The sequence below is a fragment of the Paenibacillus sp. J22FR21 genome, assembly GCF_056269135.1.
Genome location: NZ_JBWDNJ010000006.1, coordinates 104,690 through 118,777, shown reverse-complemented (window position 1 = coordinate 118,777; position 14,088 = coordinate 104,690). Strand labels below are relative to the sequence as shown.

General features: G+C 54.3%; 11 protein-coding genes. All 11 read left to right on the top strand.

What is annotated here, in order from left to right:
- Nucleotides 1–4: 4 nt before the first annotated feature.
- The 11 genes from AC0YNS_RS21500 (at nt 5) to murA (ending at nt 13,872) form a co-directional block, all read left to right on the top strand.
- Nucleotides 5–1,105 (top strand): NADH-quinone oxidoreductase subunit D, encoded by a 1,101-nt coding sequence (locus AC0YNS_RS21500; protein ID WP_475783017.1) that lies wholly within the window; start codon nt 5–7, stop codon nt 1,103–1,105.
- Nucleotides 1,105–2,115: an NADH-quinone oxidoreductase subunit NuoH gene (nuoH, locus tag AC0YNS_RS21495; RefSeq protein ID WP_475783016.1), complete on the top strand. Its 1,011-nt coding sequence runs from the start codon at nt 1,105–1,107 to the stop codon at nt 2,113–2,115. The genes AC0YNS_RS21500 and nuoH overlap by 1 nt, the downstream gene beginning before the upstream one ends.
- A gap of 82 nt (nt 2,116–2,197) precedes the next feature.
- The gene (gene nuoI / locus AC0YNS_RS21490; protein WP_090982270.1) at nt 2,198–2,653 is read left to right on the top strand and encodes an NADH-quinone oxidoreductase subunit NuoI; all 456 of its coding nucleotides are present in this window, start codon (nt 2,198–2,200) and stop codon (nt 2,651–2,653) included.
- Nucleotides 2,654–2,656: 3 nt separating this feature from the next.
- On the top strand, nt 2,657–3,178 hold the full coding sequence (locus AC0YNS_RS21485; RefSeq protein ID WP_475783015.1) for an NADH-quinone oxidoreductase subunit J: 522 nt from the start codon (nt 2,657–2,659) through the stop codon (nt 3,176–3,178).
- Nucleotides 3,179–3,481, top strand: a complete 303-nt coding sequence (nuoK, locus tag AC0YNS_RS21480; RefSeq protein WP_090982274.1) for an NADH-quinone oxidoreductase subunit NuoK — start codon at nt 3,179–3,181, stop codon at nt 3,479–3,481. It begins immediately after the preceding gene.
- Between the two features lie 4 nt (nt 3,482–3,485).
- On the top strand, nt 3,486–5,354 hold the full coding sequence (gene nuoL, locus AC0YNS_RS21475) for an NADH-quinone oxidoreductase subunit L (protein ID WP_475783014.1): 1,869 nt from the start codon (nt 3,486–3,488) through the stop codon (nt 5,352–5,354).
- The gene (locus tag AC0YNS_RS21470) at nt 5,354–6,985 is read left to right on the top strand and encodes a complex I subunit 4 family protein (RefSeq protein ID WP_475783013.1); all 1,632 of its coding nucleotides are present in this window, start codon (nt 5,354–5,356) and stop codon (nt 6,983–6,985) included. The genes nuoL and AC0YNS_RS21470 overlap by 1 nt, the downstream gene beginning before the upstream one ends.
- Nucleotides 6,986–6,988: 3 nt before the next feature.
- Nucleotides 6,989–8,557, top strand: a complete 1,569-nt coding sequence (locus AC0YNS_RS21465) for an NADH-quinone oxidoreductase subunit N (RefSeq protein ID WP_475783012.1) — start codon at nt 6,989–6,991, stop codon at nt 8,555–8,557.
- Nucleotides 8,558–8,942: 385 nt separating this feature from the next.
- Complete coding sequence (locus AC0YNS_RS21460; RefSeq protein WP_475783011.1) at nt 8,943–11,975, top strand: S8 family peptidase; 3,033 nt, start codon at nt 8,943–8,945, stop codon at nt 11,973–11,975.
- A 24-nt stretch (nt 11,976–11,999) separates the two neighbouring features.
- Nucleotides 12,000–12,245: a DUF1146 domain-containing protein gene (locus tag AC0YNS_RS21455; protein WP_475783010.1), complete on the top strand. Its 246-nt coding sequence runs from the start codon at nt 12,000–12,002 to the stop codon at nt 12,243–12,245.
- A gap of 223 nt (nt 12,246–12,468) precedes the next feature.
- Nucleotides 12,469–13,872 carry a UDP-N-acetylglucosamine 1-carboxyvinyltransferase gene (gene murA / locus AC0YNS_RS21450; RefSeq protein ID WP_090982285.1) on the top strand — a complete coding sequence of 468 codons (1,404 nt, stop codon included), beginning with the start codon at nt 12,469–12,471 and terminating at the stop codon, nt 13,870–13,872.
- Nucleotides 13,873–14,088 lie beyond the last annotated feature (216 nt).

Genomic DNA, 14,088 nt, shown 5'->3' with positions numbered 1-14,088 from the left:
AGCCGTGATTCGTACAGAAGAACTGCTGCTTAACGTCGGCCCACAGCATCCCAGCACGCACGGCGTATTCCGTATTGTCGTCAAGCTCGACGGCGAAGTCATCACGGAAGCAACGCCTGTCATGGGATACCTGCACCGTGGGACCGAGAAGCTTGCGGAGGATTTGAACTATACTCAAATCATTCCTTATACCGACCGGATGGATTACGTCTCGGCGATGACAACCAACTATGTGCTCTGCCATGCGGTAGAGACGATGATGGAGCTTGAAATTCCGGAGCGGGCAGAGTTTATGCGACTGATCGTCATGGAGATGCAACGAGTAGCCAGCCACTTGGTGTGGTGGGGCACGTACCTGCTTGATATCGGCGCCATGAGTCCGTTCCTCTTCGCATTCCGCGACCGCGAAATCATTATCAATTTGTTTAATGAACTATGCGGCGCACGATTAACGTACAATTACATGCGTGTTGGCGGGGTTAAATGGGATGCGCCTCCCGGCTGGATCGAGAAGGTGCGCGAGTTTATCCCGTACATGGAAGGCAAGCTTGACGAGTATGACAGACTCATTAGCGGTAACGAAATCTTCCTGGCACGGATTAAAGGCATTGGCCGCTACGATGCGCAAACCGCGATTGATTATGGACTCTCCGGAGCGAATCTGCGTTCCACAGGCGTCGACTGGGATTTGCGCAAAGCGAAACCGTACAGCTTATACGACCGCTTCGAATTCGATGTACCGGTCGGAAAGAATGGCGATTGTTATGATCGTTATCTAATCCGCTTGGAAGAGATTCGCCAATCGCTGCGTATCTTAAAACAAGCCGTGGAACAATTCCCGTCATCAGGCGATGTTATGGGCAAGGTTCCTCGCGTTATACGGCCTCCGGCCGGCGAGCTCTATGTCGCGATCGAATCACCGCGAGGCGAGATCGGCTGTCATATCGTCTCCAAAGGCAAAGCGGAGCCGTATCGCCTTAAATTCCGTCGCCCATCCTTCGTGAACCTGCAAATATTGCCGAAGCTGTTAGTCGGGGAAACCATGACGAACCTCATTACCATTCTGGGCGGCATTGATATTGTCGTAGGGGAGGTTGACTGCTAATGGGATCTTGGCTCGAAGAAACACTTACGTGGGGCAACGCGCTGCTGTTCTTCCTGTGGGGCGTCATCCTGCTCGTGATTGTACTCGGCTTTGTGACCTATGCGATCTTCTTCGAACGTAAGGTTATCGGCTGGATGCAATTCCGGATCGGTCCGAACCGCGTTGGCCCTTGGGGGCTGCTGCAATCGGTAGCCGATATTACGAAGCTGCTGATTAAAGAAGATACGATTCCGCGCAAAGCAGATCGGCTGCTGTTCATTCTCGCTCCTGCACTTGCTTATGTGCCTGCTTTTGCCGTGCTGGCGGTTATCCCGTATACGCAAAAGCTTTATTTTGCCGACATTAACGTGGGCTTGCTCTATTACGTGGCGCTGTCTGGGATCTCGACCATTGCGATTGTACTGGGCGGTTGGTCGTCCAATAACAAATACGCACTGCTCGGCGGCATGCGCTCCGCAGCACAAATGATCAGCTATGAAGTCCCGCTTGTCATCTCCGTAGTCGGCGTTATCATGATGTCTGGTTCGCTCAACCTTCGCTCCATTGCGGAGCAGCAAGGTGATTGGTTCTGGCAGTGGAATTTCATTCCGCAAATCATCGGCTTCGTGATCTTCGTGATCGCGGCCGTATCGGAGCTCAACCGAACGCCGTTTGACTTGCCGGAGGCAGAATCGGAGCTTGTGGCCGGTTACCACGTGGAATACAGCGGCTTCCGTTTTGCCTTCTTCATGCTGACAGAGTACGTGTACGTGTATGCCATTGCGGCACTCACGACCGTATTGTTCCTTGGCGGCTGGCATGCGCCGGCACCGTTCCTCACTTGGATTCCGGGGATCATCTGGTTCCTGCTTAAGTTCTCGGCAATTGTCTTCTTCTTGTTCTGGATACGGGCATCGATGCCGCGTATCCGCGTGGATCAGTTGATGGGACTGGGCTGGAAGGTGCTGCTGCCGGTAGCGATTCTGAATGTGTTTCTGACGGCGGTGTATATGGAGTTGTTCGTGAAGTGATAAGCTTCTGGCTCGGTAGGGCTGAGGGCTCTGAGAGAAGTGTCTCTAGCAAATATGGCAGTCATATACAGGAGGGAACGGAATGAAAGGTCTCTTAAAAGGGCTTGGTGTTACGCTCAAATCAATGACCGAGAAAAAAGTTACCACTTCCTATCCCGATGTGCCGATCATCATGCCGGACCGCTATCGCGGCATCCAGCATTTTGAACCGGACAAATGCATCGTGTGCAATCAGTGTGTACGTATATGTCCGACGGAGTGTATCTCGCTTGTAGGGAAGGCGAACCCCGATCCGGAGAAAAAAGGGAAGGTCATCGACACCTACGACATCAACTTCGAAATATGCATTCTCTGTGATCTATGCACGGAAGTGTGTCCGACCGAAGCGATCGTCATGACGGGTAATTTCGAATTGGCGTCCTACAGCCGAGATGAGCTGTTCAAGGATCTGAAGTGGCTGGATGAGAACAACCGCAACGTCCGCCAAGACAATAACAATATCGGTGCTCCCGCAGCGGCCAGGGGAGGAGCGAAATAGACGATGTTCAACTTTAATTTCTCCGGTGAATTCGTCGCCTTCTTCGTCTTCTCCGTCCTGATTATCAGCGGTGCCGTATTGATGGTCAGCTTCGCCAAAGTCGTCCACATGGTCGTCTCGCTCGCAGCTGTATTTATCGGCATTGCCGGTATGTTCGTTCTGCTGGAAGCGGAGTTTCTGGCTTTCGTGCAAGTGCTCATCTACGCGGGAGCGGTCTCCATTCTGATGATCTTCGGCATTATGATGACCAAGCATCAGGAGGCGGAGGCCGAGCAGGCTAAGCCGCTGCGCGAAACATTGACGACCATCGGCGCGCTTGCGCTGTTCGGCATTCTGTTCTATGCCATCCGTCAGTCCGAGTTTCCGGAGCCGGAGCAGCCGCTGATGCCGGCGTCGGCAGACAATACGATGGAGATCGGCAAGCTGCTGTTTACCGGTTATGTCATTCCGTTCGAGCTCGTATCGGTGCTGCTGACGGTTGCCTTTATCGGGGCTATCGTGCTGGCGAAGAAGGAGGCCGAATAGATGTTATCTTCCTATCTGACCATGGCCGCGATTCTGTTCTGTATCGGGCTTTACGGCGCGCTTGTCAAACGGAATGCCGTTATCATCCTATTGTCGATTGAGCTCATGCTGAACGCAGTAAACCTCAACCTCGTCGCATTCTCCAAGTATGGTGTTGTCCCCTCGCTGACAGGACAGATGTTCACTCTGTTCAGCATTGCCGTTGCAGCTGCCGAGGCGGCTGTCGGAATCGCCGTACTGATTGCGCTGTTCCGCGCACGCGGGACTGTCAATGCGGATGAGTATGACGAAATGAGGAGGTAACGGCATGGATACAAGTTTCTCGCAATCAGCCTGGCTGATTCCGCTCTTCCCGTTCGCGGCCTTCTTGCTGCTGCTTGCCTTTGGGCGCGGCCAGCGGATGCTTGGCGTAACGCTCGGTGTAGTAGGCTCTTTTGCAGCTCTGGTGCTGTCCATTCTCGTATTGATCGAGCATATGGCAGATGGCTCTGCTTATTATCAATATGCGTTCAAATGGATTGAGCTTGGCAGTCTCGTAATGAATGCCGGCTTCGAGGTCACGAATTTAACGGCAATCATGCTGGTCGTCGTCACTTCCGTCAGCTTCCTGGTGAACGTGTACTCGGCAGGCTACATGAAGACCGATGAACGGATTTCCGTCTTCTACAGCTACGTTGCACTCTTCACGTTCTCGATGCTCGGCCTCGTGCTGGCTGATAATATGCTGACGCTCTATATTTTCTGGGAGCTGGTAGGGGTTTGTTCGTTCCTGCTCGTAGGGTTCTGGTATAGCAAACCGGAGGCCAAAGCTGCGGCCAAGAAAGCGTTCATCGTGACGCGGATTGGCGATGCGGGCTTGCTGCTCGGTATCTTGGTGCTCTATTGGTACATGCCGGACCATGCGCTGGATTTTGTAAGTATCGGCAATGCCTTTGACGGCGGAACGGCTGTCATCGCTGCAGGGGTAACGACTTGGATTGCGGTGCTGATCTTCATCGGCGCTGTCGGCAAATCCGGTCAGTTTCCGCTCCATGTCTGGCTTCCGGATGCGATGGAAGGCCCGACGCCGATCAGTGCGCTGATCCATGCCGCAACAATGGTTGCTGCAGGGATCTATCTCGTTGCAAGGACGTTTGATATTTTCCAAGCTTCACAGGCAGCTATGGATATCGTCGCTTATGTAGGCGGCTTTACCGCCATATTCGCCGCTACCATCGGTGTCGCGCAGAATGATATTAAGCGAATTCTCGCTTACTCTACGGTCAGCCAGCTTGGCTATATGATGATGGCTCTTGGCCTTGGTTCGATGACGGGCGGCATCTTCCATCTCTTCACGCATGCCTTCTTCAAAGCACTGCTCTTCCTGGGAGCTGGTAGCGTCATTCATGCCGTACATACGCAAAACATTCACGAGATGGGCGGCTTAAGCTCCAAAATGCGCATTACAACCTGGACGTTCGGCATCGGAGCGCTTGCGCTTTCCGGTATTCCGCCGTTCTCGGGCTTCTGGTCCAAGGATTTGATTCTCAATGAGGCGCTTCACGAGAAACCGGTGCTCTTCGTAGTCGGCGTGATCGCGGCATTCTTCACTGCTTTCTACATGTCGAGGCTGTTCTTCCTCGTCTTTATGGGCAAGCCGAAAGGCGACCATGCCCATGAGTCACCGTCCTCGATGACGATTCCGTTAATCATCCTTGCGGTGCTGGCGGTTGTGGCCGGTTTTGTTCAAACGCCTTGGAACGATACGCTCGGAACTTGGTTAACCGACGGTGCCGAGAAGGAGCATGGCGGAGGCGGTCTCGTGATGGTGATTTCCGCAGCTGTCGGTCTGCTAGGGTTGTATCTGGGCTGGCTGGTCTTCGTCAAAGGAACCATTGCGCGCGATGCGGTATCCTCAAGGGCACCTTGGCTTGTAAGGCTGCTTGAGCGCAAATATTACATGGATGAGCTGTATGACATGCTGCTGGTGCGTCCGCTGCGCGGGCTGGGCCAACTGCTGAATATGGTGGATGACTACGTGGTGGATGGACTTGTTCGCGTAGCAGGCGGAACGGCAGTGCTGTTCGGGCGCGGCGGAACAAGGCTCCAATCCGGACAAATCCAAACCTATGGATTGGTCACACTGCTGGGTCTCGTCGTTCTTATTGTGGCAATTGTCGGAAGGAGGTTCTGGTGATGCTGGCTGATCTTCCGATTCTATCCCTTATTACATTTTCTCCGCTGCTAGGCATTCTGGTACTTCTGTTTCTACCTAAGCATCGGAGCCGCTGGCTGAAGGTGGCTGCGATCTCGGCTACGATTCTTCCCCTGTTGTTGTCACTATGGCTGTATGCCGATTATGACGGCACCAAGGGCGGGAAGAGCTATGAAGAGACGGCAACCTGGATCGATACCTCGCTGAACAAAGAAGCGGTTGGCGATGTGAGCTCCTATTCGTTCACCTTCCAATATCACATGGGCATCGATGGTCTATCGCTGCCGCTGCTGCTGCTCACCACTATTGTCGGTGTTATGGCTGCACTGGCCTCGGTACATGTGAAGAAACGGTGGAAGTCGTTCTATATCTGGTTCTTGCTCCTTGAAGTCGGCATGATCGGCGTATTCCTGGCGCGAGATGTCTTCTTGTTCTTCGTCTTCTTCGAAATGACCCTTATTCCGATGTTCTTCTTAATCGGGATCTGGGGCTATATGAACCGCGAGAAAGCGGCGAATAAGTTTCTGCTCTATAACGGAATCGGCTCTGCGATTATGCTGCTGGCTTTCGTGATGCTTGTTGCAACGGCAGGCTTCCGCGTGGAGCAGCTGCCGGAGAAACAGCAGACGAACCTGAGCTACAGCGGCAGTTACGAAGTGATCAGCAACAATCTGACGAGTCCGGACTCCTATGTGAATATGTCGACGGAACAGATGCAGGGGCAGGATAATCCGCTCTATCTCTCGGAACGGATGCGCTGGGTTATTTTCCTATTACTGTTGATCGCATTCGGCATTAAGCTGCCGATCTTCCCGTTCCATACGTGGATGCTGCAGGTACATGCCGAAGCGCCGCCTTCTGTCGTTATGATCCACTCCGGCGTTCTGCTCAAGATGGGAGCGTATGGGTTACTCCGTTTCGGGGTATTCATGTTCCCGGGGGTAGCGAAGGATTGGGCGGTGGCGCTGGCCATACTCGGTGTCGTGAATATTCTGTATGGCGCGATACTGGCGCTCGTGCAGAAAGAATTTAAACTCGTGCTTGCCTACTCCTCGATCAGTCATATGGGGATCGTGCTGCTCGGGATCGCTTCCTTTAATGAAATCGGGCTCAATGGCGCCCTCATTCAATTGATCTCGCACGGTTTAATCTCCGCGCTGCTGTTCTTGGTTGTCGGCAGCATCTACGAACGTACGGGCTCGACGGAGCTGAAGGATCTCGGAGGTTTGGCCAGAAGCATGCCGTTCATGAGCGGTATTCTGCTGACGGCCGGTATGGCCTCTCTCGGCTTGCCGGGTTTATCCGGATTCGTAGGCGAGTTCCTCTCATTCTTAGGACTGTTCGATTCCATGAGAGTGATTACGGGCATTGCGGTGCTCGGCGTTATTCTGACAGCCATCTATGTGCTTCGGAGCATACTTGGCATTACCTTCGGCTCGATGCCGGAACGGTTCGCGGCGGCACGGGATGTGCGCCTCATTGAAGCGGTGCCGATGATTACGCTGCTGGCATTCATCGTACTGATCGGGGTATACCCGGCTGTTCTGACGGAGCCGATGAAGCATGGTTTTGACATGCTGCTTCAGCAACTTACAGAGAAGGCGGGGAGGTAGACGATGGAAGCTGCACAACAACAGCTGCAATCGCTCACCTGGAGCGATGCAGGCTATCTCGCCCCGGAATGGATTCTGATCGCTTTTACAATTGTGCTCGCTGTAGTGGATTTATTCTTGCCGCGCCGTTCGAGCAGGAGCGTTATTGGCTGGTTGACGCTTGGCGGCATCCTGACCTCGCTTGGTTTCGTCGCCTGGCGAATGCTGGACATGGCTTCGAAGACGGCAGATGCGGAAGCGGCCGGTCAAACGATGAGCGGTGTCATTCGTATCATGGCTGACAGCTACCGGATTGATTATTTCTCCAGCATGCTTAAGATCGTGTTCCTGGTGGCAACCGCACTTATCGTGCTGATGAGCCTGGGTACGGTGAAGCGATCAGACATCGTGGATAAAGGTGAATTCTATTACTTGCTGCTCCCGGCAGTCGTCGGTGCGATGATTATGGCTTCCTCGGGAGATCTGATCACGCTCTACATCGGGCTGGAGCTGTTAAGCATTACAACCTACGTGCTCGTCGGTATTCGCAAGCAGGCGGTGCAATCGTCAGAGGCCGCGTTTAAGTACGTGGTGACGGGCGGTATCTCCTCGGCGTTGATCCTGTTCGGGATGTCGTATCTCTATGGCATTACAGGCGCGACGAATCTTGGCGCGATTGCGCAAGGGGTTCAACAGCATTCAGCCGACTTCCCGGCACTGCTCTACGTCGGATTCTTCTTCATCTTAGCGGGTCTTGGGATCAAAATCGCCGCAGCTCCGTTTCATTACTGGGCAGCGGATGTCTACCAAGGAGCCCCTACGCCGATTACGGCTTTCCTGGCCGTCGTCTCCAAAGGCGCGGCATTCGCGGTTATTTTCCGCCTCGTGTACAATGTGGCTTTCTACGCTTCATCGCCTGAGAAGCCGATTGCGGATGATATATTCCTAGCGCTCAATGTGATGGCTGCAGCCGCGATGCTGGTAGGATCGACGATGGCGCTCAGACAATTCAACGTCAAACGTCTGATTGCCTTGTCCGGTGTTGCGAATGCCGGTTATCTGCTCGTTCCGCTTGGACTCTCGCTCAAAGGCATGCATGCCTCGAATTTCGGGGAGTTTATCTTCTATCTCGCGGCATACCTGCTGATGACGATCGGTGCGCTTACCGTGTTCACCGTCATTAGCAAGTCGGCCGGCAGCGAAGAAGTAGGCGGCTTCTCGGGACTCTATTACAGGGCTCCTTGGACCGCAGCAGCGATGGTCGTCTTCGTCCTCTCGTTAGCGGGCCTGCCGATTACAGGCGGTTTCTTCGGGAAGCTGTTTATCTTACTTGGTGCGGCGCAGTCGCATCTCTACTGGATTGCAGCGATTATGGTCGTGAGCAGCGTAATCTCGTATTATTTCTACTTCGGCATCATCAGGCAAATGTTCATGCGGGCTACTATTGATAATGAGGTGCAAGTTCCGGTCACAAGCGGCATCGTCATCTGGCTGTGTGCGGGCGCTACCGTGGCGCTCGGTATCGTGCCAAGTCCGGTATTGAACTGGATTAACACGCATTTCTCAATCGTAAATGATTTGTTTGTCCGATAGCTTAGCAGCAGGGCAGGGTTAAGTTAGGGTCGAAAGGACGAGGAGCGGGCCTGCGGGTCCGCTCTTTTGTTGTTTGAAATGAAGCGAAGTGGCATCGATTGCATGGACAAGCCGTACAAGGTCGAACCCATGCTGATTTTCGGGGGTTCTCTTGTCCTAGTTCATTATTATCGAAGTTCAACGAATCTTTAGATTAAGTCAGGCATATCGGCGCATAAACATCGGAGTAAACAGCTATAAAAGCGGGACTATCGACCTTTTAATTGTTGTTTCTACAAATTCCTTAAAGGAGAATGGGACTCGGGAAGCGAAACGTTTCAGATCACAGGCTGCGGGTTAAAGGCAGACTAGGATGATCATCTCCAATAGGGATTCTAACACTTGTATGAAGCCGAAAGGGACAGTGGCTGTTATGCCAACACTAGGCTATAAGGATACGTCTTATTCCGCGGCGCCGCGCCGAGTCGGCAGTCGTTTAGCTGCGGCCGTGGCGACAGCGGCGGCGTTTGCGGCGGCATTTGTGCCGCGCCGCGCTGCACGTCGCACCGCGCTGCACGCCGTGCTCGCAGCGCTGCTGCTGTGGAGCGCCCCTGCCGGCGCGGCATCCGCCGCCGCCGCAGGGGCCGCTCCCGCGGCCTCGCCGCCTGCGGCGGCAACCGCCGGCCCGCCGCATGGCGCGGCCGCGGGCGAACCCGCCGCCGCCGGCGGCCAAGATGAGCCCGCGCCCACCGGCGGCTGGCTCATCAAGTGGCGCGACCCGGCGCTGGCGAAGCCGCTGCCGGGGACGCGCCTGCTCCGCCGCCTGGCGATGCCGGCGGCGGGCGCGGTGGACGTTGTCCGCCCCGAGGACCCGGGGGCGGACACGTCCGAGTGGCTCCTCCGGCTGCAGCGGATGCCGGAGATCGCGTACGCCCAGCCGATCGGCAGCGTCAAGCTGCTGGCCGTGCCGGCGAGCAATGATCCGGAGCTGCCGAAGCTGCAGCATCTGGATCAGATCGGGGCCCAGACCGCCTGGTCGAAAGTGCATGATCAGCTGGATCTGACCATTGCGCTCATTGACACCGGCGTCGATTTGGACCACCCGGATCTCAAGAACAACTTGGTGGCCGGTACGAATCTGGTCAGCCCGGGCAAGCCGCCGGAGGATGACAACGGACACGGGACGGCAGTAGCCGGGGTTCTTGCGGGCGAAGGGAACAATAAAGAAGGCATTGCAGGCATTCTATGGCGTGCCAAGCTTATGCCGATCAAAGCGCTGGATGCCGATGGCTTCGGCGATGAAGAGCGGCTGGGCAAGGCGATTGTCTATGCGGTCGATCATGGTGCTCGCATACTCGTCCTCTCCGTTGGTCTCTATCGCTATTCGCCTTATCTCCGTGACATCGTGCAATATGCGGAGTCGAAGGGGGCGCTGCTTGTAGCGGCCAGCGGGAACGACGGGCTGGCGCTGGGTTCGAAGGCCGAAGTGAAATATCCGGCCGCTTACGCTACGGTACTTGCTGTGGCCGGTGTTGACGCGGATGGGAAACCGGAGCCGCGCTCCAATGCCGGTCCGGAGAATGATATTGCGGCACCATGGCATGTCTATACGACGGCACTGGGCGGCGGGTACAAGCATGAAGAAGGCACCTCGATGGCTGCGCCTCAGGCAGCGGCAGCGGCAGCGCTCGTATGGGCGGTACATCCCAGCTACAAACCCTACCAGGTACGTGCTTTGCTCAGGCAAACGGCAAGGGATATTGGCAAACCGGGGGTGGATGATGCTAGCGGCTACGGCCTGCTTCAGATCGACCGTGCTGTAACGGGAGTTCTTCGAGCAGATGGCTATGAGCCGAACGACACCAGGCAGACCGCGCAGAAGTTCCCGCTTGGCAAAAGAATCGCAGCTGAGCTTGCAGGCGGCCAAGATAAGGATTGGTATACGCTTGACGCTCCTTATGATGGCGTGATATCCCTTCAATTTCAAGGGCTTCTCTCAGGTGGGGAGACAACGCCAATTCTCCAAGTGACTCATGTTGTGGGAGGCGTAGTGCAAGGCACGAAAGTTACGAAACTCGGCAACCAAACCGTCGAGTGGAACGTTAAGAAAGGGAGGAATGAATTTGAGCTCCACTTCTTCGCCCAAACGACGAAGCAGCGGCTGCCTTATTTGCTGACCTCCTCCTTTGAGATTGCACCGGATAGCTACGAAATGAACGATAAGCAGTATCAAGCATTTACGCTGAAACCGAAGTCCCAGCAGGTGACGGGGAATTTTCATCAGACGGGGGATCGTGACTGGTACGCTATTCATTTTGAAACGGGGGGCACGCTCAAGCTCTCGCTTTCTACCGACTCCGCACGAATTGATCCCGCACTCGCCTTCGGGCGGCAAGGGGCAACGCTGCAGGAAATCGACGAGAACAGTGAAGGCGAGACGGAAACCTCGGATCTGATCAATGTTACACCGGGTATCTATTACATACGCGTTCATAACGGAATGTCGGCACAGGCCGGTCCGTCTGCTGCGGCGTATACACTGAATATAGAGCTTATTTCCAAATATACGGATCCCAACGAGCCGAACAACAAATCGTATGAAGCAACAGGGATAGCCAAAGGTTCTGATTACTGGGGTGTCATAGGGGCAGAGGATGCCGATTGGTATCAATTGCGCCTTGGAAGTGAAAGTGTGTTATCCGTGCAGGTTAACGGTATTCCGAGTGGAATCCGAATGAAGGCGGAGGTGTTTGATAAACGGCAGCAGCTGTTATTTACCTTGCAATCCGCAAAGAATGATACCCGCATGGTCAAAGAGCAGCGCGTACAGGCAGGCCTGTATTACGTCAAGGTGACGGCGAGCAGCAGCTTTGACAGACAGTACTATGGCTTTCGCATGGATGCAGAACCGGTCGTGGCAGGGTTTCGCGATATTACCGGTCACTGGGCAGCAGATACAATTGTAGCGCTGAGCAATGACCGCATCGTGGAAGGGAGCGGCAACTACCGCTTCTACCCGAATCGGAGCATTACGCGAGCAGAAGCGATCTCCATGCTGGTGAGGGCACTGAATCCGATTGCAAGCACGGGACCGAGCTTCACGGATGTCACCTCTAAGCACTGGGCGTACGCCGCCATTACAAAAGCTTCAGGAACCGGATGGGTCGGTGGTTATCCGGGCGGGGCCTTTGGTCCTAATAAGCCGATAACCCGCGAAGAAATGGCGGTCATTCTGCTTCGGGCCCTCCAGCTGAACAGCTCACTTCCTTATGCAGCGACTTTCGTGGATGTGAAGCTGACGCGTTGGTCCGCACCGGCTATTCAGACGATGAAGCAACAAGAGCTGCTCGGGGGATACCCGGACGGCAGCTTTAGGCCGGAGCAGACGGCAACGCGAGCGGAGTTCGCGGCACTGCTGCTTCGAGCCATGAACATGTAGAATTTGTAGCAGGGAGTCAATCGAATGGATCAATTAGCCGCTAATGCCGGCGTACATGCACTTATTTCCATTGTTGTTGAGCTGTTTAGCATTGCAATGGCTTGGATTGTCTTGCAAGAGCTGAAGTTTGACACGATCCTGAAGCGCCCGCGCAGCTCACAGGCACGTATTTTGCAAATTATGCTCGCCATCGTGCTCGGGCATGGCTTTGCCGGCTTCGTACTCGATTACTGGAACTGGTCGGGCTTGCTTAAGGGAATTGTCGAATAACAAGGTGGCAATATGTAAACAATGGGTAGTATATGACGGTACGAAACGAAAAATAGGCTGCGAATACTATAAAAAAAGCCATTTCAGGTGCGGGTTCGACAGGCAGAAAATAACGCTTGTCGTTTCTTGTAGACGGGTGGTAAGATGTAGGTTGGGTACGGAGTACCGTACCATTAATTGTGCATAAGACAAGAATCTACTGCACGCGGAGGGAAACCTAAAGATGAGCAAAATAATCGTCCGCGGCGGCCAGCGACTATCCGGAAACGTTCGTGTAAGCGGAGCAAAGAATGCCGTATTACCGATTCTCGCTGCCACGTTACTTGCAAAGGAAGGCGAGAGCGTCATTTATGACGTGCCTAATCTAGACGATGTAATTACGATTCAACAAGTGCTTTCTGCCTTAGGCGGGAAACTGACATATGACAATGAAACGATGCGGATATCCGCAGCCAATTTGACTTCGTTCGAAGCTCCTTATGAGTGGGTGCGCAAGATGCGTGCATCCTTCCTCGTTATGGGACCGCTTCTGGCTCGTCTTGGGCGTGCAAGAATTTCTCTCCCGGGTGGATGTGCAATCGGCACACGTGCGATTGACCAGCATTTGAAGGGCTTCGAGGCGATGGGCGTCGAGATCGTCCTTGGTCAAGGTTTTATCGAAGCACGCAAGGAAGGCAAGCTCAAAGGCGCCAAGATCTATCTCGATGTAGCCAGCGTAGGCGCAACGGAGAACATCATGATGGCGGCTGTACTTGCAGAAGGCACCACATCCATCGAGAACGCGGCGAAGGAGCCGGAGATCGTGGATCTAGCCAATTACCTGAATGCTATGGGTGCGAAGGTTCGCGGAGCAGGCACGGGCATTATCCGTATTGAGGGTGTGGAGGAGCTGAAGGGCGCTCACCATACTGTCATTCCGGACCGTGTGGAAGCGGGTACTTTTATGATCGCGGCTGCCATGACCGGCGGCGATGTTCATATTGACGGCGCAATCGGCGAGCATTTGGCACCGGTGATCTCGAAGCTAGAAGAGATGGGCGTTGCCATTACGGAGACAGACAACGGTCTGCGCGTAGTGGGTCCGCAGAAATTGAAATCAGTAGACGTCAAGACGTTACCATACCCCGGATTCCCAACCGATATGCAGTCGCAGATGATGGCGATTCTGTTGATTGCCGAAGGCACCAGCATCGTGACGGAGACGATCTTCGAGAACCGTTTCATGCATGTCGAGGAGTTCCAGAAGATGAGCGCTCAAATTAAGATCGACGGCCGCATGGCAATCGTAAGCGGCAACACAGCACTGACTGGCGCAAAAGTAACCGCTACCGATCTTCGTGCAGGTGCAGCACTTATCTGTGCAGCTCTTTGTGCGGACGGTGAGAGCGAAATTACCGGCCTTCACCACGTAGATCGCGGCTATGTCGACATTACCGGTAAGCTTGCGGCGCTTGGCGCTAATATCCACCGTGTTGATCCGATACCGGCTGAGCCTGTGTATTCTAAAGTGCTCGAAGGCGTTGCTGCAGTGCTGGAGGAACCAGTCGTTGTAGCAGCAATGTCCGCAGAACCGGTGAAGCGTGAAAAAGAAACTCCGCGCCTGAAGGTTCAACCTACCTGGGCATAAGATTCATTCCTAACACATAATCGTAATAAGCTGCCTCTTGCGTTCACCTGTGAACGCAAGAGGCAGCTTTTGTTTTGTGCAGATTGGCGATAATCTCCCCTCCCCCCGCAGGGAAGATGAGCTCTCAGCAAACATTACGTTTGAGAGTCGGGTTTCTCGACGCTCGAGGTGTGACAATGGTGAAGACCCCTACTTATTCGGTACTATCCTACTTTT

Excerpts from the sequence above, each read along its gene's own strand:
- nuoH (WP_475783016.1), top strand. The coding sequence starts at position 1,105 with ATGGGATCTTGGCTCGAAGAAACACTTACGTGGGGCAACGCGCTGCTG.
- nuoI (WP_090982270.1), top strand. The coding sequence starts at position 2,198 with ATGAAAGGTCTCTTAAAAGGGCTTGGTGTTACGCTCAAATCAATGACC.
- AC0YNS_RS21485 (WP_475783015.1), top strand. The coding sequence starts at position 2,657 with ATGTTCAACTTTAATTTCTCCGGTGAATTCGTCGCCTTCTTCGTCTTC.
- nuoK (WP_090982274.1), top strand. The coding sequence starts at position 3,179 with ATGTTATCTTCCTATCTGACCATGGCCGCGATTCTGTTCTGTATCGGG.
- nuoL (WP_475783014.1), top strand. The coding sequence starts at position 3,486 with ATGGATACAAGTTTCTCGCAATCAGCCTGGCTGATTCCGCTCTTCCCG.
- AC0YNS_RS21470 (WP_475783013.1), top strand. The coding sequence starts at position 5,354 with ATGCTGGCTGATCTTCCGATTCTATCCCTTATTACATTTTCTCCGCTG.
- AC0YNS_RS21465 (WP_475783012.1), top strand. The coding sequence starts at position 6,989 with ATGGAAGCTGCACAACAACAGCTGCAATCGCTCACCTGGAGCGATGCA.
- AC0YNS_RS21460 (WP_475783011.1), top strand. The coding sequence starts at position 8,943 with ATGAAGCCGAAAGGGACAGTGGCTGTTATGCCAACACTAGGCTATAAG.
- AC0YNS_RS21455 (WP_475783010.1), top strand. The coding sequence starts at position 12,000 with ATGGATCAATTAGCCGCTAATGCCGGCGTACATGCACTTATTTCCATT.
- murA (WP_090982285.1), top strand. The coding sequence starts at position 12,469 with ATGAGCAAAATAATCGTCCGCGGCGGCCAGCGACTATCCGGAAACGTT.